Consider the following 20,538-nt stretch of genomic DNA (forward strand, 5'->3'; position numbering starts at 1 on the left):
AGCTTATTGGATAGGTTCACCGAGAACTCGAATGAGGGTGACTTGGCGTTTTGACTCATCTTCAAGCGGTTTTGATAGGCGTTTTGCGAACCACATACCACCGCCTGCAAATAGCACGGATGCGAGAATAACAATGCCTTCTCCACCAGCGGTCAAAGGAGTCAGTAAGAAATGACCAACCATAGCACCAAGAATCAAACCAAATAAAGGCAGTAGATACACTGCCATGGCTGACTTGATAAGGCTGGATTCAGGAAAGCCGATTTCCACGACTTGACCGACTTGCACGTTTTTTTCTGTGCGCAGATGCCACGACAGGCTCTTATTACCTATCGCTTTAGTGACAACACCTGTGCCACAACTTTTTTGCGAGGAGCAGCTGCTGCAACTCGTTTGCTGCTCGCAGCTTAAATCTATCTCGTACTGCTTACCGTGACGCTCTACTCCGATCACGGTAGCTAACGCAGTCATCATTATTGCTTACTCTTTGTTACATTAAATGTGACAGATTGAGCAATGCGCTGCGCCGTAGCTGGCGGAATATCTCCGACCACAGAGATTTCATAATCACCATTAACAAAACTGTGTAAGGTTCTACGGCCTTGACGAACCAGTTGTCCTTTTAATGAATGCTCATCTTTGTTTGCTACGTAAACAGAGAAGTTGAACAAGCCATCAGAATACAACTGACTTTCTACCATTTGGTCTGTTGATGCCATACGGTAGCGGTTGAGATCGTTTGGATGAAAACCGTCTGGAGTCCAGCCCACAGTCCAATTGCTCGTGCCAATTTCACCTTTCGGCATGGTAAGCACAGCAGGAAGTTGAACGTCTTCAAGGCCGCTCATCAACTCTGCAATTTTAGGGTTTACTGTGTAAGAGATCGTGCGGTATTGCTCTAGCATCTCGCCATCACGATCGACAAGATCGGCGCGAAGTGGCAATTTGCTCTTTTCGTCAATCCAAAGGACATAGGAATAACGTAGTCCGTCTTTCGGCACAATGCGTAATACCTGAGTTGGAACACCGGCTTCACGCGCACGCCCTACTTGAACGTAGTCGTAATACAGGTTTAGCTCGTCGATATTGGTGTTAAGCATCGGTATCGTTGGTGCAACCATTTTGCCTGATTCGATAGTGAACGGTTCCACGCCAGTTTCGATATAACTCACTTCTGTTCCGCGACGAATCACCTCACGTACAGGTCCACTTAAATAAACAAGATGAGCGTACTGATCTTCGCCGTGTGTCGCGTGACGATACAGCAAAGGCTCAATGCTGTTCTTTTTGATAAGGATGTAAGAAAGTTCGTAACTTAAATTCTTACTCGCCTCGCTCATTTGATGCAATAAAGCCTCCGCCGGCTTATCACCAGCAAAGGCTTGCGAAGACATCATACTGAACAGAGCGCAAGCGCTGATCAGAAATTTTTTCATTCACTATCCGGAGTCAGATGCGCATCTTGCTGAGATGCGTCACTGTTAATTCTTAACTGCAATTCGTAGTCACGCAGCATAGCATGAACGCGTTTACGTTGCTCCTGCATATTTGCCTCACCCACTGAGCGCTCTACGGACTCACGAGTTAAGCTCACAGGTTCAGCACTGCCTGCAAACGGAACGGTTTGCAAAACTGGTAACTGTTCAGCTTGTGGCGACATTGGATCGCTACCACCGTATTGCTGCACACCTAAGATAACGACTAGCGACACACATGCAGCAACAGCGACTTGCCCAAACTGAGTTAACCACGCTGGCAACTGACGTTTGGCTTTTTGCGGTTCTGGTTGCGACTCTTTAGGCGCATCAGCGATTGAAATGACATTGGCACTGCGCGAATCGATCGCACGATGCACAGGTTCGTCTTCTAACGCTAACGCTACGCTTTCAGCAATATTCCACTCAGGTTTTGCTGGCGTTTCGCCTCGCATCACATCACCAATTAGGTGATAATTCTGCCAAGCTTCACGGCTCTCTTGGTCTTGCTCTAACTCTTGAATTAAAGCCTTATCGACCAATTCTCCATCCATGAGAGCTGAAAGTTGTTCTTTGTCAGCCATTGTTTTCACCATAGTTATTACTTGTACTAGCGCTGTAAAAGAGGTCTGATTTTCTTTTCCACCGCTTCACGAGCACGGAAGATACGTGAACGTACCGTTCCTACCGGGCAATCCATCACTTCAGCAATTTCTTCATAACTTAAGCCATCGAGCTCTCGCAATGTCATTGCTGTTTTTAAATCTTCAGGTAAAGCTTCGATTGCACTGAACACTACCCGTTGCAATTCTTTGGACAACGTTAAGTTCTCAGGGTTCGAAATTTCTTTAAGTGCACTACCTGTTTCGTAAAATTCAGCTTCTTCAGCATCAACATCTGTCGCTGGGGGTCTGCGCCCTTGAGCCACAATGTGATTTTTCGCAGTATTCACTGCAATGCGATACAGCCACGTATAAAACGCACTTTCCCCACGAAAGCTAGGGATAGCTCGGTAAGCTTTGATAAAGGCTTCTTGTGCTACATCTGGTACATCGCCAGGATTACTAACGTATCTGGAAATAAGATTACACACCTTGTTCTGATACTTTGTTACCAGCAGGTTGAATGCTTGCTTATCACCATTCTGAACTCGCTCAATCAATACTTGATCGGTCAGCTGCTCGTTCATTCGAGCGGATACTCCTATTTGTTATGCCCCTACTCTTCTCAGATATGGGTACTAATTATGCAAAACGTAGTATTGACACCACTGCTTACTTGAGCACTATTGTGACTCCAATGTGAATGAGAAAGTTCCATGGTTTCTCAAGTTTTTTGTCATTGTTTTTTCACAGTGTGATGTCATGCGCCAAATCCCATGCACTGCCTGACTTATGTCTAATTTGACAAGCGAGCATATTAAAGGGAAATGGGTATAATGGATGATCTCTGTCCCAGATTGTGCTGGGTAGAAACTAGAAAAGCAATGAGATTGACAAACTATTACTTTTCATTTGCATGGCTATTGGCTGTCTGAATAACGCGTTTTCAACCAAAACTCAGAAAACAACCGTGTGTCATTAGGCCTCAATGACCTAAGCATGCAAAAAGAAGAGTGGCTCAAGTCACCAGAGTAACTGTGATTTAGATAAGTCTCCCAACTTAGCCCTTAGTGACGGATGTCACGCATATGGAATGCACATGGTGTGCAAATAATACACAAGGTAACGTTGTTACCTTAGCTTGGGATTATAAAAGTTATATGAACACAAATCGTGAACATGAATGTGATGTGTTAGTGGTAGGGAGTGGCGCTGCGGGCTTGTCGTTGGCTTTACGTGTCGCAAACCACTGTAAAGTAATGGTACTCAGCAAAGGACCGCGCAGCGAAGGGGCAACTTACTACGCTCAAGGCGGTATCGCCGCTGTGTTCGATGAATCCGACACCATTGAGTCGCACGTTGAAGATACCCAAATTGCCGGGGATGGTATCTGCGACGAAGAGACCGTGAGATTCATTGCAGAACACTCAAAAGAATGTGTGCAATGGCTGATTGACGGCGGTGTACCGTTTGACCGTGAAGACGATGATTCTGACGATGAACCTCGTTACCACCTAACCCGCGAAGGTGGCCACAGCCGCCGCCGTATTCTGCACGCCGCAGACGCAACCGGTATGGCAATGCAAACCTCATTGCAGGACAACGCCCACAACCATCCCAATATTCATGTTCTTGAACGCCATAACGCTCTGGACTTGATCACTGAAGATAAAATCGGCGGTGATAAAAACAAAGTCATCGGTGCCTATATCTGGAACCGAAACGAAGAGCACGTAGAAACCGTGCGCGCCAAATTTGTGGTTCTAGCGACAGGTGGCGCGTCAAAGGTTTATCAATACACCTCTAACCCTGATGTCTCATCGGGTGATGGTATTGCTATCGCGTGGCGAGCTGGCTGTCGAGTGGCGAACTTAGAGTTCAACCAGTTCCACCCAACTTGCCTTTACCACCCTGAAGCTCGCAACTTCTTGCTGACCGAGGCCCTTCGTGGTGAAGGCGCCTACCTTCGTCGCCCAGACGGCACTCGCTTTATGCCAGATTTTGATGAGCGTAAAGAACTCGCCCCCCGCGATGTTGTCGCTCGTGCCATCGACTTCGAAATGAAACGCTTGGGTGCAGACTGCATGTATCTCGACATCAGTCATAAACCAGCGGACTTCATCACCAAGCACTTCCCGACCATTTACTCGCGCTTGATGGACTTGGGCATTGATATGACCAAAGAGCCTATTCCAATCGTACCAGCTGCGCACTATACCTGTGGCGGCGTGATGGTGGATCAAAACGGTCATACGGATTTGAAAAATCTATACGCGATTGGCGAAGTGAGCTATACCGGCTTGCATGGTGCTAACCGTATGGCATCGAACTCACTGTTGGAATGTGTGGTTTATGCGTGGTCTGCTGCAAAAGATATTCTGAAACATCACACCAGCATTGAGCTGCCTTCACGTGTTCCATGTTGGGATGAAAGCCAAGTCACCAACAGTGATGAAGAAGTTATTATTCAACACAACTGGCACGAACTTCGCCTGTTCATGTGGGACTACATGGGCATTGTGCGTACCGATAAGCGCTTAGAGCGTGCATTGCGCCGCATTCAACTGCTACAACAAGAAACGCATGAGTACTACAGTAACTTCCGCGTATCTAATAACTTGTTGGAGCTGCGTAATCTACTGCAAGTTGCAGAGCTTATGGTTCGCTGTGCAATGCAGCGTAAAGAGAGCCGCGGCCTGCACTACACGCTTGATTACCCAAATCAACTGGAAAACAGCGGCCCGACAATTCTGGTACCAGCAAAGCAGTTAACCGATAATTAATATCGAATGTAACGCTTATCAACAGGGAGCTTTGGCTCCCTGTTTCATTTTCCATTGACGCAAAATCAAGGAAAGTTGCCGATAGCACCGTTCATCACAACTGTCTCGCCAAATCGTCACCATTTCACCCGACTCTAGCGTAAAGGAGAGTTTAAAAGGCAGCGTCGTCAGGTTGACGTGTTTGATATGCGAATTACTCGTTTCATTTTTTACCGTGCCGTCGCTGTGCACATACCAATGTCCTTGACTCGACAAAAGGACAAAGCCTGGATCACGTAGCTTGCTAGCAATCAGTAATAACAAATAAATCGATAATACGAGCGGAATGTCGGAAAGCGACACGGCCCAAGTCAAGCTTAAGAAAACGGTCAGATTGCTGACTTGAGCCGTAATTGAGGAAGATACGTTAAGATTAACGAACTTTGCTGAGGTTGTGGGCAACAATTTTATCAACCATTGCTGCGTGGCCTAGGTTCTCGCTACGACCATGTCCCATCACCCAAGTGAACAGATCTGGATCATCACATTCAAGCAGAGAAACAAAGTCACGCTGTTCTTGTTCGTTCAGCGCATCAAAGCACTCTTCAAAAAACGGCATAATCACCACATCCAGCTCAAGCATGCCACGACGACAAGCCCATTTAATACGCGCCTTTTCTTCAGGAGTGTACATTCATTATTCCTTCATAGATGTCTTGTTATTAATGCGGAGTGTAACAAGGGATGTGCTACGTCACTAGTGTGCGGGTCACAATACGTTAAGTAACTTCAAGGTGTCAGATTCAAAGCTGGTCACTGATTCAACACCACTGAACCTCACGTTTAGCAACAGCGAGCTCTTTCCTAATTATTCTGCCATGAAATCACGATAGAAAACGTCACCTATCCTTGATTGGCATACGTTGTTGACGTTTCTTACTCAAGGTTGATTAGATTTCCAAATTACCGCTACATCTGAAAACTGAGCGGTTCTCGCTAAACCGAACACCTTAAGGTGACTTGGGCATATTGAAAGCTGACAAATCGTGAATCTGCATTTAACATAGCTGAAAAATATCTTCAAAAGGCATTGTAATCATGGAATGGCAAACTCGCTTTTCACCGCTCAACCTATCGACTCAAGATGCTCTACCAGAACTGTCTATCTCGCGACTCGATCATCTAGGCATGATCACCATGGTAGGCGATGACAAAAAATCGTACCTGCATGGTCAAGTTACCTGTGATGTGGTTTCTCTAGAAAAAGACCAATCAACACTCGGTGCGCACTGCGACGCGAAAGGTAAAGTGTGGAGTGTATTCCGCTTATTCCATCATGGTGATGGCTACGGCATGATCCAGCCGAAATCTGCGATTGAAATCGAACTGAAAGAAATAAAAAAATACGCCGTATTTTCCAAAGTCACGATTGAAGAATCTAACGATGTGATTCTTGGCGTTGCGGGTGTCAACGCCGATGCGTTTGTGTCTGCTTTAAATGAAGATGCCGGTGATGTACGCATCATCAATGGCGGCACTGCGGTAAAAGTAGAGGCGAACCGTTGGCTACTTGTTGTGACAGAAGAAGCGGCGCAAGCACTGATCGAAAACAGCGATGCAACGCTGACAACACACGAGCTTTGGACTCGTTTCGACATTGAATCAGCACTGCCATTCGTTTCTGCCACAGCGCAAAACGAGCACATTCCACAAGCCTTGAACATTCAAGCCCTAGGTGGCATTAGCTTCACTAAAGGCTGTTACACAGGCCAAGAAACCGTAGCTCGAGCGAAATACCGCGGCACAAACAAGCGCGCTATGTACATCGTGAAAGGCGCAACGTCGACCGCGTTAAACGATGATGCGATTGAACTAGAACGCAGCGTAGGCGACAACTGGCGCTCAGTCGGCACGTTACTGACTCACTATCAATTCAGTGATAACCAAGCTATGGGTTTGATCGTGTTACCAAATAATCTGGATGAAGACACTCGCCTTCGTTTGTCGTCTCAACCTGATTGTGAATGGACCATCGCAGAATTGCCTTACAGCCTTGATGATGAATAATGCCATTCATACTCCTTTGATGCAGTTTCTTGCCGACCAAAACATCACGTTTCGTCTGCTTCCGCATCAAAGACCAGCCACAACAATTGAGGATGCCGCGCAACAACGCGGCATTCGCCCTTCTCAAATGGTCAAAGCGATATTGCTGCGAGACATGGGCAATCAATACGCCCTCGCCTGCGCCCCTGGTGATCGCAGTGTGGATCCCAAAAAGGTACGAGCTTTACTGCAATGTCGCCGCATGACTTGTGTCGACCAGGCCGATGTAGAAGCCATCACTGGTTATAAAATTGGCACTGTGACGCCGTTATTACTCAAACGACAGATGCCGATTGTGTTTGACCCAAGCTTATTGGAAGAACGTGAAGTCACCATCAGCAGTGGGGACCGCATGGCAGGGCTGGCGTTATCCATCGACGATTTGGTTCAGCTATGCCAACCCACCGTGGCCGAAATCTGTCGTTAACATCCAATTCATAATGCAATAAAGCGCAGTGTTCTCATCACTGCGTGATCTCCCTCATATCTATAAAAACACGCCGCAGAATTTTTAATCAAAATTAAAACATAAATAGTCACCATTATAAAACTCGTATATGCTGATTCTGTTGGTTAAGTTTTCAACAAGCACTTAACCAACATAAAGTGAATCGGCTGACAGACATGACCACGCTCGTGATGTCAGCTATCCACTTTTGTGTAATGCATCTGTGACTATTCGCCCGCTCAAGCGGGCTTTTTTTTGCTTGGAACTTTTTTCAAGCAGTCTCATCTAATCTTGTGTAAGCAAGCTATAACACTTAGATAGAAGGTGTAGGTTTGAAAAAGAAACAATTAGCAAACAATCATTTTCCTTCTATTCTTATTTCTGTAACAAAACTATTGCTTAATGCACCACGTATGAAGGAGAACAGAAACATTTGGGTTCCTTCCAGTGTAATTTTTTGGGGTAATCCTCACGCTATTTGAGATATCAGTCTGTCAATTTGTCTAAGGCAGCACAATTCTCCAAAGCGATACATTTCACCTGTACTTAATACTATTGCTGTCACAATAATTTTTACGTCCAAAACGTAGAATAACTGGGCTAGGTAAGAGAAAAGGAAAGTAAATATGAGACTGTTTAAGCGCTATACACCAAGTATGATTGCTAAACATATAAGTCGTCTTTTTAAGGGAAGAATCTATATTTACGGGGTCGGAAGATTCGAGTTTGATAACGGTAAATTGATACTACCGGAAAAAGCGGAGCAACGTCATTTTCGAGCGGTAAAAGAGATTAACCAAGAAATAATGAAACTCCGATGCGCATACGCTTAGCACTTCATCGATGTCAAAAAGACAAGTAAAACAAAGGCTGGATTATCCAGCCTTTTGTGTTTTTAGGTAATGTAACTCAGAGCTATTGACGAGCCAGTTCTGGTAGGTGCCCCTTCAAACCCAGTGCACGTTTCATGATCTCATCTTTAGCACCCGGTAATTGTCCCGCTAAACTCAAGCCAATACCGCGAACCAGTTTTTTCGCTGGATGGTCACCAGAGAATAAATCACGGAAACCTTGCATCGCCGCAATCATCTTCGCCGCTTCAGCCTTACGCCAACGCTCATAGCCACGCAGATTGCGTTTACTACCAATGTCTTGCCCTTGTTTCCAAAGAGTCAGTACTTCTTGCGCCAGACCGGCAGCATCCAATAAGCCGAGGTTCACGCCTTGGCCAGCTAAAGGGTGGATGGTATGAGCCGCATCGCCAACCAGTGCAACACGCTCAACCACAAAGTCTCGGGCATAGCGCATTTTTAGCGGAAACGCCGCTCGCTCTCCCACCACTTCACACACGCCTAAACGAGCATCGAATTCGCTGGTTAGCGTTTTGTTGAACGCTTCATCGCTCATGGCCAGCAATTCTTCCGCTCGGTTTGGCTCTGTCGACCAGACGATAGAACACATGTTTGGTTGAGACATCGGTAAAAATGCCAAAGGCCCGTGAGGTGTAAAAATCTGACGCGCGATGCTGTGGTGCGGATCCGCTGTTTTCACATTAGCAACCAACGCATGGTGACCGTAGTCCCAATGCGTCAAAGGAATATCCATCTGGTTACGCAGCCACGAATTCGCGCCATCTGCGCCAACCACCAGCTTCGCTGTCATCGCTTGGCCGTTATCGAGCGTTAACCAACTCTCTTGTTCACCGACCGCGAGTGTCGCACAGCGCGCTGGCATGAATAGCGTCACATTCTCTAGCTTTTGCACTTGTTCCAACAACGCTAACTGGATCACGCGATTTTCAACGATGTGACCCAAATCAGGTTGCGCCATACTTTGTGCATCAAACTCTATTTTTGCGAAGCTGTCTTGCTCCCACACTTCCATACCGTAGTAAGGTGCAGCACGGCGTTGCTCAATACCCTGCCAAGCTCCTAGCTTACGTAAAATGGTTTCACTTGAGCGGCTCAGTGCAGAAACTCGCACATCAGGCAGTTCATTCAACGTTTCATCTGGCACGCTACCTTCGATCACGGCGATACGCAGGTCACTGTCTTTGAATGCGGCGGCAAGCGCCAACCCAACCATCCCTCCGCCGATGATGGCGATATCTACACTTTGCATCATTGCTATTTATTACCTAATAACTGGTTGTTACCTAGTTTGTTGCAGTCAATCATCGTTTCACTAAACCAAGAGTATGGCGCAAGAGCGGCTGCTTAAAAATAGAAAGGTTATCCATCGCGGCTAAGGCTGTATTTCGCCCAATTCGCATCGCGAGTAAATCGTTTGAAAACACATGGACTAACGAGCTTGTTAGCCAAATGGTTTCGTTGCGGTCTGCTTCTCGGCGTTGACTAAAGCGGATCAGGCCTTGGTAACGCCCAACATCTTCACCTTGCTTGACCAGTTCCTCAGCGAGAGTGACCACGTCTCGGATCCCCAAGTTGAAGCCCTGCCCAGCAATCGGATGCAGCGTTTGTGCTGCGTTACCGACTATCGCAAAACGGTGTGAAATATTTTGCTTACGGTGACGAAGCAACAACGGATAGCTCGCACGGAGGCCCACTTTTTGCATCGCACCTAATCGCCAACCAAAATCTTGCTGAAGCCGTTCAAGAAATTCGCTTTCAGACAATTCCATTACAATTTGAGCTTCATCAGGGCGTAAGCACCATACGAGCGACATTCGATTATCACTCATTGGCAGCAGGGCAACTGGGCCGTTTTCAGTAAAACGCTCAAATGCGCGACCTTGATGCAGCTCTTGAGTCACAATATTGGCAATTACGGCAACTTGGTCGAAATCATGCTCAGAAAGCTCCAAACCAATTTGCTGACAACATTGCGAAACCGCACCATCGGCGGCAACAAGTAATTTCGCATTAAGCAACTCACCACTAGCAAGCTCAATCGTCACATTTTCTTGAGTTCGGGTAATGTGCTTCGCGGAGTCTGGGCAGTACAAATCGATAGCGGTACTGTGAGTCAGCAATTCTTGGTAAACACGACCAACATCGGCTAACTCTACGACATAACCTAACGCTTCAACGCCAACGTCGTGCTTAGTGATGTCCGTCATTCCCGCATGAGAACGATCGGACACATGGATGTGTTCAATCGGGGTCGAAAAAGGTTCAATCGCAGACCATAACGCTAAGTGACGCAGCAGGTTAACCGTACCATAAGACAAAGCAATCGAGCGCGAATCAAAGCCCGGATGCTGATCAGATTGCGCTTTAAACGGTTCAACAACGGCAACACGCAAAGCCCCTTGAGACAAATGCTCAATCGCTAAAGCTAGTGTAGCCCCAGCCATGGCACCACCAGCAATTACTACGTCATATTGCTTCATGTTAACCTCTGGTCTATCTAGATTAATGAATCGTCGGTTTGCTTTCGCTGCTTTCTGGGCGAGCTCCGAACTCTGCATGAATGGTAAGTACGCAAGCTTTCACGTGTTCAATGACTTGTTCCAGCAATTGTGCTTGTTCACCAAAGTCATCATCTTCATCAATGCCTAACTTGGCAATTTCTTCTAGGTCAGCCAACGCTTCTTTTGCATCATCCGATGCATTGTTCAGCGCAATGCCTGCTAAACCAAGACCAGAGATAAAGTGATTCACAAAATCAGACAAGCTATCTGCCAACGCGAATAAACCCTCTTCGCCCGACTCATCCGGCAGAAGTAGTGACAGCTCCATGGATGAACCCGTTAGCTCGTTCGCCGTCACTTTGAAGACCGTCTGTGCAAAAGCTAACGCAGTCGTTGGCCAGCCCATGCCATCATTGGTGTAATCGAATAGAATTGGTTGCCAGGTTTGATCGTTAATCGCCAATCCACCACTTAGCATGCCGACAAGCAAACCGTGCAGCTCCGCAGGTGTCACAGCTAAACTTGCAGATTGTAGCTCTGCAGCAATAGATTGATATTCTGGAAGGGTGATTTCACTCATAACTTGGCTCATTCTTGCGTAATAATGTATCGACATATCCTACCATCAAGGTTAGTCGTCTGAAACGGCTATCAAATTCAATTTTGAACACCATTTGCTCAATTTGCCCAATTCCTGTGTGATCACGTCATCATTTCTCTTTCTGTGATGGGAAATGCTTGAATCTTAATAACGGTTTTCCTATAGTTTCCTCCTCGGTAGTTGCACGTAGCAACACCTTAGATAGCGCGAATATAGAGTTTATTCATCATGAGCAATCAAGCGATCGACGTAGAAATACTAGGCAAAGTTACACGAGTAAATTGTCCAGCAGGGCAAGAAGAGTCTCTCGCTGCAGCAGCAAAAGATCTTGATCGCCGATTGAAAGAGATGAGCGAACGTACTAAGGTAACCAATGAAATTCAACTGCTGACGTTTGCTGCATTAAACATTTGTTATGAGTTGCACACCAAGTCATACGAATCAAACGGTCAACAGCAAGAAATTACTGAGCGCATGGAAAAGCTCACCGCGTCTTTAGAGAACGCACTAAGTAAAGTTACGCAAGGACAGCCGTAGATACAAAATTTACCCTGGGGTGTTCGTCAGACGGATTTAAGTCCCTGAGCCGATAAGCAATACCAAAGGGTTAGTACTTGATAGCTATTGAGCAAGCTTGGCATGCACCGAGAAGCCTACGGTTATCATTGCTGATCCGCCTTGAACCAGCTGGTTCAAGGGCCACAATCCTCAACGGCACCCTGGGGTATTCCTTTATGTCATCACAATCCATATCATCACGCTCCCGGCAAGACTTCCGCAAACTTATCCGTGAAAAACGTAACGCCTTGTGTAGCGATACGCAGTTTCAAGCGGGGCTAGACCTAGTTACTCAATTCGCCCAACTTCCAGAAATCCAACAAGCGCAGAACATTGCCATTTATCTCTCTGCCGATGGTGAACTCGATACGAAGCCACTGATTGAATGGTTATGGCAACAGGGAAAGTCGGTGTATTTACCCGTCATCCATCCGTTCTCAAAAGGCCAGTTATTGTTTCTTCAATACGTGAATGAAGATCAACTGGTCTACAATAAGTACCGCATTCTCGAACCAAAGCTCGATATTCGCCACCTTCTTCCCGTCAAACAATTAGATGTAATCTGCACGCCTTTGGTCGGCTTCGACAGCATCGGGCACCGCTTAGGTATGGGTGGAGGCTACTACGATCGCACTCTTTCTCATTGGTTCAAGACAGGAGAAGGTGCCAAACCGATTGGCATTGCTCACGATTGCCAGCATGTAGAACGCTTACCAATTGAAAGCTGGGATATTCCATTACCTAAGATCGTGACTCCAAGCCAAATATGGCAATGGGAAAAGTAACGCTTAGCCGCTATAATCACGCCCGCAAACGTTAACGAACATCTATTCAGGAGATTGGCATGACTCAAGATGAAATGAAAAAAGCGGCTGGTTGGGCAGCACTTAAATATGTTGAGAAAGGCAGCATTGTCGGTGTTGGCACAGGCTCTACCGTGAATCACTTCATCGATGCACTAGGCACTATCAAAGATGATATCAAAGGTGCAGTGTCTAGCTCAGTTGCTTCTACAGAGCGTCTAAAAGAGCTTGGTATTGAAGTTTTTGAGTGCAACGACGTAATTAAGCTAGACGTATATGTTGATGGCGCAGACGAAATCAACCCTGCGCGTGAAATGATCAAAGGTGGCGGTGCAGCGCTAACTCGTGAAAAAATCGTTGCAGCAATCTCTGAAAAGTTTGTATGTATCGTTGACGACACGAAAGCGGTTGACGTACTTGGCCAGTTCCCTCTTCCAGTGGAAGTGATTCCAATGGCACGTTCTTACGTTGCTCGTGAGTTGGTGAAACTTGGTGGCGACCCTGCATACCGTGAAGGTGTTGTAACGGATAACGGCAACATCATCCTAGATGTACACAACATGCAAATCACCAACCCGAAAGAGATGGAAGACAAAATCAACGGCATCGCGGGTGTGGTAACGGTTGGTCTTTTTGCTCACCGAGGTGCTGATGTTGTGATCACTGGCACGCCAGAAGGCGCAAAAATTGAAGAGTAAATAACAGCCATGAATAGGTCTATCTGATTCAGTTTTCTGTTATTTCATTACAGACGGTGCTGCAAGGCACCGTTTTTTATTCCTTTCTCTAAGAAAATTATCTCTTATTCCGTAATTTTCTTACCCAAAGCAATTTTTTTTTGTTACTTTATTGAACAGAAGACGCACAAGGAAACGTTTGTCCTCCTACAAAACTATTAATTATCCCCTTTTTAATGGTTTTGCCCAATGTGCGCCACATTAGCCCACCTTTCCATTTTAAGGACGAGAAAAAATGGCCAAAGTTTCACTGGAAAAAGAAAAGATTAAGATCCTCTTACTCGAGGGACTTCACCCTTCTTCAGTTGAAGTTCTTCAAGCAGCTGGTTACACCAACATTGAATATCACAAAGGTTCGCTTTCAGAGGAAGAACTGATTGAAGCAGTTAAAGATACGCACTTCATCGGTATCCGCTCCCGAACGAATCTATCCGAGGAAGTGATCAATGCGGCAAACAAACTGGTTGCGATTGGCTGTTTTTGTATCGGAACTAACCAAGTCGATCTTGGTGCGGCGGCAAAACGTGGTATTCCTGTATTCAATGCACCGTTTTCAAACACGCGAAGTGTAGCAGAACTCGTGCTTGGTCAGATTCTTCTGCTCCTTCGTGGGATTCCTGAAAAGAACGCTTTAGCACACCGTGGTATTTGGAAGAAGAGCGCAGACAACTCTTACGAAGCGCGTGGTAAACGTCTTGGTATCATTGGTTACGGCCATATCGGTACTCAGCTGGGCATTATTGCTGAAAACTTAGGTATGCGCGTGTACTACTACGACATCGAAAACAAACTATCACTTGGCAACGCAACGCAAATCCACACGATGAGCGAGCTGCTAAACAAATGTGATGTTATTTCGCTGCACGTACCAGAAACACCTGAAACGAAGAATATGATGGGCGAAGAAGAATTTGCTCGCATGAAGCCTGGCGCAATCTTCATCAACGCCGCTCGCGGTACCGTTGTTGATATTCCTGCGCTTTGCCACAGCCTAGAAGCAGGTCACTTAGCTGGCGCAGCAATCGACGTATTCCCAGTTGAACCAAAAACAAACGCTGACCCGTTTGAATCTCCACTACAGAAATTCGATAACGTCATTCTAACGCCACACGTGGGCGGCTCTACTCAAGAAGCACAAGAAAACATCGGCGTGGAAGTAGCGGGTAAACTGGCGAAATATTCAGATAATGGTTCAACACTATCAAGCGTTAACTTCCCTGAAGTATCTCTGCCTGAACACGGTCGTGAGTGCTCTCGCTTACTGCACATTCACAAAAACCGCCCAGGTATTCTGACTCAAATTAACACCATCTTCGCAGAAGAAGGCATCAACATCGCAGCGCAGTACCTACAAACTGAAGCTGAGATCGGCTACGTAGTTATTGATGTGGAAACTGAGCGTTCAGAAGAAGCACTAACTAAGCTGAAAAGCATTGAAGGCACGATTCGTGCTCGTATTCTTCATTAAGAAGAATCCATACAACAAAGGCAGGGATTATCCCTGCCTTTTCTTTTTGTGTTACCAAAACAAATTATTTTAATTTGTAAACCACATCCACTTGGTCACGAATTACAAGAGTCGAGTCTTGGTAACTGTTCGAACCTTGCTTGCTGTCCATCGCCATTGAGCGCATCAACACAGGCTGTACATGCATTTGGTTATAGTTAATTTGCCAGATGCCGCCGAGTTTTTTATCAAAGCCAGATGCAAGCGATGCCGCTTTTTCTCTCGCATCTTTGATCGCAGCCATGCGTGCTTTTTGTTGGTATTCCGCTTGATTGCTCACTTTCAATTGGATGTTGTCGACCTGATTAATGCCAGCTTTCAACGCCATATCCAAATACTGGTTAAGATCGGCTAAATCTGTCACTGTTACATTGATGCTGCGTGATGCTCTGTATCCAACCAACTCCGCTTTGCCCGATTTAGGGTAGTGATACTGAGGCGCAAGATACAGGTTTGAGCTGGTGATATTGTCCTTTGATAAACCAGCATCAGACAGATATTGGAGAAAATCTTCGACTGTTTTATCGACTGATTGTTTTGCTTGTTCCGCTGTCATGGTGGTATCCACCACTTTTACAGAAAAGGTCGCCATGTCTGGTGTTGCGACCACCTCACCGTAACCCGTTGTTGTTACGTGAGCAAATTCAGGCACATCAGCCAAGACTGAAACACTGCTAAGACTAAGTGCTGAAGCCAGCAAACACGAATACAGTTTCATTCGACAAATCCATCCATATCAATAGTGAAGTGTCTCCACAAATCAGCATCACCGACTTTGTTAAGTCGCCGAGCTGTAGGAGTAAGTGGTTTCATAATAGAAACTTCCGGTGATTATCCAAGCTCCTAACTTCACTTCTAACACAACTTTGACTGTGTAACTTTGGTGTAATTTCAACCATTCGTCATTTAATATTCGTCAGAAATGGTCGTCTATTCAATCACTACTGTGGTAAATGACGCTGTGCATAATTGACAATCGCTTGTGAAATCTCCTGCAATACGCCAGTTTCCAACTGCCAATGGTGCCAATAAATACGATAAGACATCAGGAAGCCAGGCGTAATATCAATTAACGAGCCTTGCTCTAGCTCATCAGTAATTTGCAAACGAGGGATCAAACAATATGCCACTCCAGCTAACGCCATTTTGAGAAAGGCCTCTGAGCTACTGATGTTATGATGAATCACGCTATCAGGACGCACATTGAAATGCTCTGTGAGAAACTTTTTATGTAAGTCATCATACTGATCGTAGGAAACCGCTGGCGCCTTTGCTAAGGTCTGATTGTTTACACCTTCAGAAAAGTAACGCTGATAAAACTCAGGGTTAGCCACACAAACGTAATCAATTCGTCCTAAGTAATCGGCGCGACAATTTGGTATCGCTTGAGACTCTAAACTGATCGCCCCTGCGACCTCACCACTTTTCAGTTTTTCTATTGAACGTGATTCACCGTAAATCGTCAGCTTCAACTCTACTTGACGAGTTTTCATGACGTCTTGCAAAGCTGGCAGTAACCACGTTGCCAAACTGTCGGCGTTAGTAGCCAAAGACAGTTGCACTGGGCGCGTTGTAGTATCGTTTTTGATCTCAGGTAAAATTTCGTGCTCTAGCAACCGAACTCGACGGTAAAGCCCCAATAGTTTTTTTCCAATAGGAGTTGGCTTGGGTGGCTGCTCTCGAATTAACACAGGTTGCGCCAAGAATTTTTCGAGCTGTTTAATACGCTGCGAAATGGCAGATTGTGAGACAAACAGATGCTCAGCAGCTCGTTCAAAACTGCCTTGATAAACAACGGCATCCAAGGCTTCTATCCATTTGTAATCCAACCCTCGCATTCACTTTCTCCCAAAAACCCGACACCAAACCACCAAATAAGTAACTCTAATAATATATTAAAATCATTAATTATACTTATTTAACCAAAGCCATTATCTTTCCCCTCTCTGTCGTTTTCTTAATTATTTGAGGTGTATTGTGAGCTTTTGGGTTTTATTGCAAGGATTTGGTTTAGGGGCATCGATGATCATTCCGATCGGAGCACAAAATGCGTATGTCTTGAATCAAGGCATAAAGCGCAATCACCACCTGACGACAGCCACTATTTGTAGCGTCCTAGATATGATCTTCATTTCTCTAGGTATCTTTGGTGGTGGTGCTATTCTGTCTCAAAATGAAGTCCTACTGACATCGGTGACGCTTGGTGGTATTGCCTTCCTGAGCTTCTATGGACTACTTTCGCTTAAAAGCGCATTCAAGCCAGAGAATGAATCGGAATCAAAAGGGGAAGTCGTAGCTCGTGGACGCCGAACGGTCATTTTAGGCGCATTAGCTGTCACCGTGCTCAACCCACATTTGTACTTAGATACCGTTGTTATCTTAGGCTCAATCGGTGGACAATTTGAAGGCCATGATCGAATCGCTTTCGCGTTAGGCACTATTATGGCGTCATTTGTTTGGTTCTATACCTTGTCGATGGGCGCCGCAAAACTCGGGCCTACGCTATCTAAACCGAAAGTGAAAAAAGGCATCGATATCGCCGTTGCACTGATGATGTTCACCATTGCTTATGTACTCGCGAGCGAGCTCATCACTAAATACTGGTAACCAAAACCAAAGGATATGAATGACATGGAGTCACTGGAAAACATCTATCGCATCAACAAAGAGCGATTGCATTCGCTCTCGATTCCATTTCGAGAATGGCGACATGAAGCCATTCTCGACTTCGACACCGACCTTAAAGTCGCGAAAGAACTCGGCTGGCAAGGCACACATAGCAAAAGCCTGTTTTTAACACTCAAAGGTGGCGGGTATGCCGTGTTCATTACTGATAAAGACTCTCGCCTTGATGCCAACACGATTAAAGCAATATTAGGCAAGCGACCTTCTATTGGCAGTGATGAACTCATGCAGGAATTACTTGGCTGCCTACCCGGTGCTGTTTGCCCGATAGGTTTACCACCAGAGGTTGCGATCGTGGTGGATACCAAGCTCTATCATCACGAAGAGTTGCTTTATACACCAGGGCTACCAGAGCGCACCTTCGGTATTGCAGGCATTCATTTAAAACCACTCTTACAGATAGGTAATAACCCTCTGTTTGAAATATAAAAAAGCGAGGCTAGTGCCTCGCTTTTTAGATTATCTATCGTTCGAATTAAGATTCGACACGGTTCAAATGAACATCCATTTGTGGGAATGGAATTTCGATACCGTTCTCGTCCAATGCTTCTTTAATGCCTTGCATTGAATCGAAGTACACACCCCAGTAATCCGCAGTTTTAACCCAAGGGCGCACTACGAAGTTAACTGAAGAATCTGCTAGTGTTAGAACACCGATAGTCATATCAGGATCTTTCAAGATACGAGGATCTTTTTCTAGCGTTTCGCGAATCACTTTCTTCGTTAGCTTAAGATCGGCTTTGTATGAAACGCCGATGACCAAATCAACGCGTCGTGTTGCATGACGAGAGTAGTTCGTGATTGCACCACCAATAACAGACGAGTTAGGTACAACAACCATTTTGTTGTCTGGTGTTTTTAGAACTGTTTGGAAGATTTGAATCGCTTCAACACTACCCGCTACGCCGCCAATCTCTACATAGTCGCCAGATTTAAATGGACGGAATGCAACAATCAGTACGCCTGCCGCAAAGTTTGATAGAGAACCTTGTAGAGCAAGACCAACAGCAAGACCTGCCGCACCGATTACAGCAACAACCGATGCCGTTTGAACACCTAAGCGGCCCAGAGCTGCGATAAGTACGATAACGAATAGTAGGTAACGAACAAGACCGTGAATAAATTCTACGACCGCCTTATCCATGTTTTTCTTTTCAAGTACTTTGGAAACACTGCCAGCGACTGCTTTAACGATAATATTACCGATAAATAGGATAATCAGCGCTGAAATAATGTTCACACCGTACTGAATAAGTAGGTCTGAGTTGTTTGTAAGCCAAGTCTCAGCTTGAGTCAGCCCATCTGTTAGAGTGGTATCGATACCCATCGATTCACCTGCCATAATTCTTATCCTCAAAAAATAAAGATATATAAATCTAATTGCCGTTAACTTATGAGCCTTGTTTTTTATAGGCCCTTATCTACAACAATATCCCTATTGCCCAACTGAACAGTGTCAGATTTTTGGCACGATATCCCAACTTTGACATTTTGCAAAGTCAGAGTTTCGCAAAGATATGCAAAACAAGGCTTTATCAGAATTTTCTGATATCGACCTGTTACAGAGTACGCAATGCTTTAACATTTCGCCACTTCTATTACCTAGATTCATGCGAAGCGGCTAAAAAACAACCTAATGATTATTGGCGTATTATTGATACGTGCTTACATGCCCCCATCCATTATTCTATTCAGCATGGGTATAAATCTATTTAACGTTGAAGAAAGCCAAATGACAGACACAAAAAAACCCGCTCAAAGAGCGGGTTTTTAGATAACTCAATTCAGACGAATTATAGTACGTCGATTGCGTTAAGGTCAGCAAATGCTTGCTCAAGACGAGTAACCATTGAAGCTTGACCAGCACGTAGCCATACGCGTGGATCGTAGTACTTCTTGTTTGGCGCGTCTTCGCCAGTTGGGTTACCGATTTGACCTTGTAGGTAATCGTGGTTTTCAGCTTCGTACTGACGGATACCATCCCAAGTTGCCCACTGTGTATCTGTATCGATGTTCATTTTGATAACACCGTAGCCGATAGATTCACGGATTTCTTCTAGAGAAGAACCAGAACCACCGTGGAATACGAAGTTTAGAGAGTTCGCTGGAAGACCGAATTTCTCAGAAACGTACGCTTGAGAATCACGTAGGATAGTTGGAGTTAGAACAACGTTACCTGGCTTGTAAACGCCGTGTACGTTACCGAAAGATGCTGCAATAGTGAAACGGTGGCTGATTGCGTTTAGTTTCTCGTATGCATATGCAACGTCTTCTGGAGAAGTGTATAGCTCAGACGCGTCCATATCAGAGTTGTCAACGCCGTCTTCTTCACCACCAGTACAACCAAGTTCGATTTCTAGAGTCATGTTCATTTTAGCCATGCGCTCTAGGTACTTAGCAGAAATTTCGATGTTCTCTTCTAGAGACTCTTCAGAAAGGTCGATCATGTGAGAAGAGAATAGAGGTTTACCAGTTTGCGCGAAGTACTCTTCACCAGCGTCTAGTAGACCGTCGATCCATGGTAGAAGTTTCTTAGCAGCGTGGTCAGTGTGTAGGATTACTGGAACACCGTAAGCTTCAGCTACAGCGTGAACGTATTTCGCACCAGCAACAGCACCTAGGATTTGAGCTTCTTGACCTTCAAGTTTTAGACCTTTACCAGCAAAGAAAGCAGCGCCACCGTTAGAGAACTGAACGATAACTGGAGCTTTAACTTTTGCAGCTGCTTCAAGTACTGCGTTTACAGAGTCAGTACCAACACAGTTTACTGCTGGAAGTGCAAAGTGGTTTTCTTTTGCAACTTCAAATACTTTCTGAACGTCATCGCCAGAGATAACACCTGGTTTTACGAAGTCGAAGATCTTAGACATGGATGTAATCC

General features: G+C 45.4%; 23 protein-coding genes and 1 other RNA gene. 11 read left to right on the forward strand and 13 right to left on the reverse strand.

The features are described from left to right. Window positions 1–3: 3 nt before the first annotated feature. From ACF8OV_RS02430 to rpoE, 4 genes are read right to left on the reverse strand one after another with little or no spacing between them, the layout of a single operon-like run. The gene (locus ACF8OV_RS02430; RefSeq protein WP_025592730.1) at window positions 4–474 is read right to left on the reverse strand and encodes a SoxR reducing system RseC family protein; all 471 of its coding nucleotides are present in this window, start codon (window positions 472–474) and stop codon (window positions 4–6) included. Next, a complete protein-coding gene (gene rseB / locus ACF8OV_RS02435) occupies window positions 474–1,436 on the reverse strand; it encodes a sigma-E factor regulatory protein RseB (protein ID WP_005490311.1) in 963 nt (320 codons plus the stop codon). The genes ACF8OV_RS02430 and rseB overlap by 1 nt, the downstream gene beginning before the upstream one ends. Further along, a complete protein-coding gene (locus ACF8OV_RS02440; protein WP_203503808.1) occupies window positions 1,433–2,059 on the reverse strand; it encodes a sigma-E factor negative regulatory protein in 627 nt (208 codons plus the stop codon). The genes rseB and ACF8OV_RS02440 overlap by 4 nt, the downstream gene beginning before the upstream one ends. A gap of 26 nt (window positions 2,060–2,085) precedes the next feature. Next, window positions 2,086–2,664 carry an RNA polymerase sigma factor RpoE gene (gene rpoE, locus ACF8OV_RS02445; protein WP_005493913.1) on the reverse strand — a complete coding sequence of 193 codons (579 nt, stop codon included), beginning with the start codon at window positions 2,662–2,664 and terminating at the stop codon, window positions 2,086–2,088. A gap of 573 nt (window positions 2,665–3,237) precedes the next feature. Here rpoE and nadB point away from each other — a divergent pair. Continuing rightward, window positions 3,238–4,860: an L-aspartate oxidase gene (gene nadB / locus ACF8OV_RS02450; RefSeq protein WP_021450035.1), complete on the forward strand. Its 1,623-nt coding sequence runs from the start codon at window positions 3,238–3,240 to the stop codon at window positions 4,858–4,860. 18 nt (window positions 4,861–4,878) lie between these two features. Here the strand turns inward: nadB and ACF8OV_RS02455 are convergent, their stop codons facing one another. Together ACF8OV_RS02455 and ACF8OV_RS02460 are read right to left on the reverse strand one after the other, a co-directional pair. Next, complete coding sequence (locus tag ACF8OV_RS02455; RefSeq protein ID WP_074531431.1) at window positions 4,879–5,313, reverse strand: protein YgfX; 435 nt, start codon at window positions 5,311–5,313, stop codon at window positions 4,879–4,881. After that, window positions 5,273–5,533 carry a succinate dehydrogenase assembly factor 2 gene (locus ACF8OV_RS02460; protein WP_005458651.1) on the reverse strand — a complete coding sequence of 87 codons (261 nt, stop codon included), beginning with the start codon at window positions 5,531–5,533 and terminating at the stop codon, window positions 5,273–5,275. Before ACF8OV_RS02460 ends, ACF8OV_RS02455 begins: the two co-directional genes overlap by 41 nt. 404 nt (window positions 5,534–5,937) lie before the next feature. Here ACF8OV_RS02460 and ygfZ point away from each other — a divergent pair, with 404 nt between their 5' ends. The 3 genes from ygfZ (at window position 5,938) to ACF8OV_RS02475 (ending at window position 8,226) form a co-directional block, all read left to right on the forward strand. Next, window positions 5,938–6,906 (forward strand): tRNA-modifying protein YgfZ, encoded by a 969-nt coding sequence (gene ygfZ, locus ACF8OV_RS02465; protein WP_086609278.1) that lies wholly within the window; start codon window positions 5,938–5,940, stop codon window positions 6,904–6,906. Then, on the forward strand, window positions 6,899–7,372 hold the full coding sequence (locus ACF8OV_RS02470) for an aminoacyl-tRNA deacylase (RefSeq protein ID WP_005481229.1): 474 nt from the start codon (window positions 6,899–6,901) through the stop codon (window positions 7,370–7,372). Before ygfZ ends, ACF8OV_RS02470 begins: the two co-directional genes overlap by 8 nt. 647 nt (window positions 7,373–8,019) lie before the next feature. Next, window positions 8,020–8,226, forward strand: a complete 207-nt coding sequence (locus ACF8OV_RS02475; RefSeq protein WP_005380970.1) for a DUF1107 domain-containing protein — start codon at window positions 8,020–8,022, stop codon at window positions 8,224–8,226. An 82-nt stretch (window positions 8,227–8,308) separates the two neighbouring features. Here the strand turns inward: ACF8OV_RS02475 and ACF8OV_RS02480 are convergent, their stop codons facing one another. Genes ACF8OV_RS02480 through ACF8OV_RS02490 form a run of 3 tightly spaced genes read right to left on the reverse strand, consistent with a single transcriptional unit; the run spans window position 8,309 to window position 11,346 of the window. Then, window positions 8,309–9,517 carry an FAD-dependent 2-octaprenylphenol hydroxylase gene (locus ACF8OV_RS02480; protein ID WP_203503806.1) on the reverse strand — a complete coding sequence of 403 codons (1,209 nt, stop codon included), beginning with the start codon at window positions 9,515–9,517 and terminating at the stop codon, window positions 8,309–8,311. Window positions 9,518–9,566: 49 nt separating this feature from the next. Then, window positions 9,567–10,745: a 2-octaprenyl-6-methoxyphenyl hydroxylase gene (ubiH, locus tag ACF8OV_RS02485; RefSeq protein ID WP_203503804.1), complete on the reverse strand. Its 1,179-nt coding sequence runs from the start codon at window positions 10,743–10,745 to the stop codon at window positions 9,567–9,569. Window positions 10,746–10,767: 22 nt separating this feature from the next. Continuing rightward, window positions 10,768–11,346 (reverse strand): YecA family protein, encoded by a 579-nt coding sequence (locus ACF8OV_RS02490; RefSeq protein WP_005457285.1) that lies wholly within the window; start codon window positions 11,344–11,346, stop codon window positions 10,768–10,770. A gap of 249 nt (window positions 11,347–11,595) precedes the next feature. On the opposite strand from ACF8OV_RS02490, the gene ACF8OV_RS02495 reads away from it, so the two are divergent. The 5 genes from ACF8OV_RS02495 (at window position 11,596) to serA (ending at window position 14,933) form a co-directional block, all read left to right on the forward strand. Then, the gene (locus tag ACF8OV_RS02495) at window positions 11,596–11,904 is read left to right on the forward strand and encodes a cell division protein ZapA (RefSeq protein WP_392404322.1); all 309 of its coding nucleotides are present in this window, start codon (window positions 11,596–11,598) and stop codon (window positions 11,902–11,904) included. Window positions 11,905–11,912: 8 nt separating this feature from the next. Beyond that, window positions 11,913–12,097: non-coding RNA, 6S RNA (gene ssrS / locus ACF8OV_RS02500), on the forward strand. 19 nt (window positions 12,098–12,116) lie between these two features. Further along, on the forward strand, window positions 12,117–12,710 hold the full coding sequence (locus ACF8OV_RS02505; protein ID WP_024699283.1) for a 5-formyltetrahydrofolate cyclo-ligase: 594 nt from the start codon (window positions 12,117–12,119) through the stop codon (window positions 12,708–12,710). 59 nt (window positions 12,711–12,769) lie between these two features. Next, entirely contained in the window at window positions 12,770–13,426 is a 657-nt protein-coding gene (rpiA, locus tag ACF8OV_RS02510) for a ribose-5-phosphate isomerase RpiA (protein ID WP_005493901.1), read from the forward strand. 274 nt (window positions 13,427–13,700) lie between these two features. Then, a complete protein-coding gene (serA, locus tag ACF8OV_RS02515; protein WP_005482463.1) occupies window positions 13,701–14,933 on the forward strand; it encodes a phosphoglycerate dehydrogenase in 1,233 nt (410 codons plus the stop codon). A 64-nt stretch (window positions 14,934–14,997) separates the two neighbouring features. On the opposite strand, the gene ACF8OV_RS02520 is transcribed toward serA, so the two are convergent. Together ACF8OV_RS02520 and ACF8OV_RS02525 are read right to left on the reverse strand one after the other, a co-directional pair. Next, window positions 14,998–15,690 carry an oxidative stress defense protein gene (locus ACF8OV_RS02520; protein WP_005482489.1) on the reverse strand — a complete coding sequence of 231 codons (693 nt, stop codon included), beginning with the start codon at window positions 15,688–15,690 and terminating at the stop codon, window positions 14,998–15,000. Window positions 15,691–15,913: 223 nt separating this feature from the next. Beyond that, entirely contained in the window at window positions 15,914–16,810 is an 897-nt protein-coding gene (locus ACF8OV_RS02525) for a LysR family transcriptional regulator ArgP (RefSeq protein ID WP_005482449.1), read from the reverse strand. 139 nt (window positions 16,811–16,949) lie between these two features. Here ACF8OV_RS02525 and ACF8OV_RS02530 point away from each other — a divergent pair, with 139 nt between their 5' ends. Continuing rightward, window positions 16,950–17,579: a LysE/ArgO family amino acid transporter gene (locus tag ACF8OV_RS02530; RefSeq protein WP_021450042.1), complete on the forward strand. Its 630-nt coding sequence runs from the start codon at window positions 16,950–16,952 to the stop codon at window positions 17,577–17,579. Between the two features lie 24 nt (window positions 17,580–17,603). Further along, on the forward strand, window positions 17,604–18,086 hold the full coding sequence (locus tag ACF8OV_RS02535) for a YbaK/EbsC family protein (protein ID WP_005493893.1): 483 nt from the start codon (window positions 17,604–17,606) through the stop codon (window positions 18,084–18,086). 46 nt (window positions 18,087–18,132) lie between these two features. Here the strand turns inward: ACF8OV_RS02535 and mscS are convergent, their stop codons facing one another. Continuing rightward, window positions 18,133–18,999, reverse strand: a complete 867-nt coding sequence (gene mscS / locus ACF8OV_RS02540) for a small-conductance mechanosensitive channel MscS (protein WP_005482477.1) — start codon at window positions 18,997–18,999, stop codon at window positions 18,133–18,135. Between the two features lie 451 nt (window positions 19,000–19,450). Beyond that, window positions 19,451–20,527 (reverse strand): class II fructose-bisphosphate aldolase, encoded by a 1,077-nt coding sequence (gene fbaA, locus ACF8OV_RS02545; RefSeq protein ID WP_005482445.1) that lies wholly within the window; start codon window positions 20,525–20,527, stop codon window positions 19,451–19,453. Between the last annotated feature and the right edge of the window lie 11 nt (window positions 20,528–20,538).

This window comes from Vibrio sp. GLN_1 (genome assembly GCF_043106015.1).
Classification (GTDB): domain Bacteria; phylum Pseudomonadota; class Gammaproteobacteria; order Enterobacterales; family Vibrionaceae; genus Vibrio; species Vibrio parahaemolyticus.

Coding starts and splice junctions, on each gene's coding strand:
- rpoE (WP_005493913.1), bottom strand. CDS start 2,664: ATGAACGAGCAGCTGACCGATCAAGTATTGATTGAGCGAGTTCAGAAT.
- ACF8OV_RS02525 (WP_005482449.1), bottom strand. CDS start 16,810: ATGCGAGGGTTGGATTACAAATGGATAGAAGCCTTGGATGCCGTTGTT.
- serA (WP_005482463.1), top strand. CDS start 13,701: ATGGCCAAAGTTTCACTGGAAAAAGAAAAGATTAAGATCCTCTTACTC.
- nadB (WP_021450035.1), top strand. CDS start 3,238: ATGAACACAAATCGTGAACATGAATGTGATGTGTTAGTGGTAGGGAGT.
- ACF8OV_RS02495 (WP_392404322.1), top strand. CDS start 11,596: ATGAGCAATCAAGCGATCGACGTAGAAATACTAGGCAAAGTTACACGA.
- ACF8OV_RS02470 (WP_005481229.1), top strand. CDS start 6,899: ATGAATAATGCCATTCATACTCCTTTGATGCAGTTTCTTGCCGACCAA.
- fbaA (WP_005482445.1), bottom strand. CDS start 20,527: ATGTCTAAGATCTTCGACTTCGTAAAACCAGGTGTTATCTCTGGCGAT.
- ACF8OV_RS02430 (WP_025592730.1), bottom strand. CDS start 474: ATGATGACTGCGTTAGCTACCGTGATCGGAGTAGAGCGTCACGGTAAG.
- ACF8OV_RS02475 (WP_005380970.1), top strand. CDS start 8,020: ATGAGACTGTTTAAGCGCTATACACCAAGTATGATTGCTAAACATATA.
- rseB (WP_005490311.1), bottom strand. CDS start 1,436: ATGAAAAAATTTCTGATCAGCGCTTGCGCTCTGTTCAGTATGATGTCT.
- ACF8OV_RS02535 (WP_005493893.1), top strand. CDS start 17,604: ATGGAGTCACTGGAAAACATCTATCGCATCAACAAAGAGCGATTGCAT.
- ACF8OV_RS02480 (WP_203503806.1), bottom strand. CDS start 9,517: ATGATGCAAAGTGTAGATATCGCCATCATCGGCGGAGGGATGGTTGGG.
- ACF8OV_RS02460 (WP_005458651.1), bottom strand. CDS start 5,533: ATGTACACTCCTGAAGAAAAGGCGCGTATTAAATGGGCTTGTCGTCGT.
- ubiH (WP_203503804.1), bottom strand. CDS start 10,745: ATGAAGCAATATGACGTAGTAATTGCTGGTGGTGCCATGGCTGGGGCT.
- mscS (WP_005482477.1), bottom strand. CDS start 18,999: ATGGCAGGTGAATCGATGGGTATCGATACCACTCTAACAGATGGGCTG.
- ACF8OV_RS02520 (WP_005482489.1), bottom strand. CDS start 15,690: ATGAAACTGTATTCGTGTTTGCTGGCTTCAGCACTTAGTCTTAGCAGT.
- ACF8OV_RS02440 (WP_203503808.1), bottom strand. CDS start 2,059: ATGGCTGACAAAGAACAACTTTCAGCTCTCATGGATGGAGAATTGGTC.
- ygfZ (WP_086609278.1), top strand. CDS start 5,938: ATGGAATGGCAAACTCGCTTTTCACCGCTCAACCTATCGACTCAAGAT.
- rpiA (WP_005493901.1), top strand. CDS start 12,770: ATGACTCAAGATGAAATGAAAAAAGCGGCTGGTTGGGCAGCACTTAAA.
- ACF8OV_RS02490 (WP_005457285.1), bottom strand. CDS start 11,346: ATGAGTGAAATCACCCTTCCAGAATATCAATCTATTGCTGCAGAGCTA.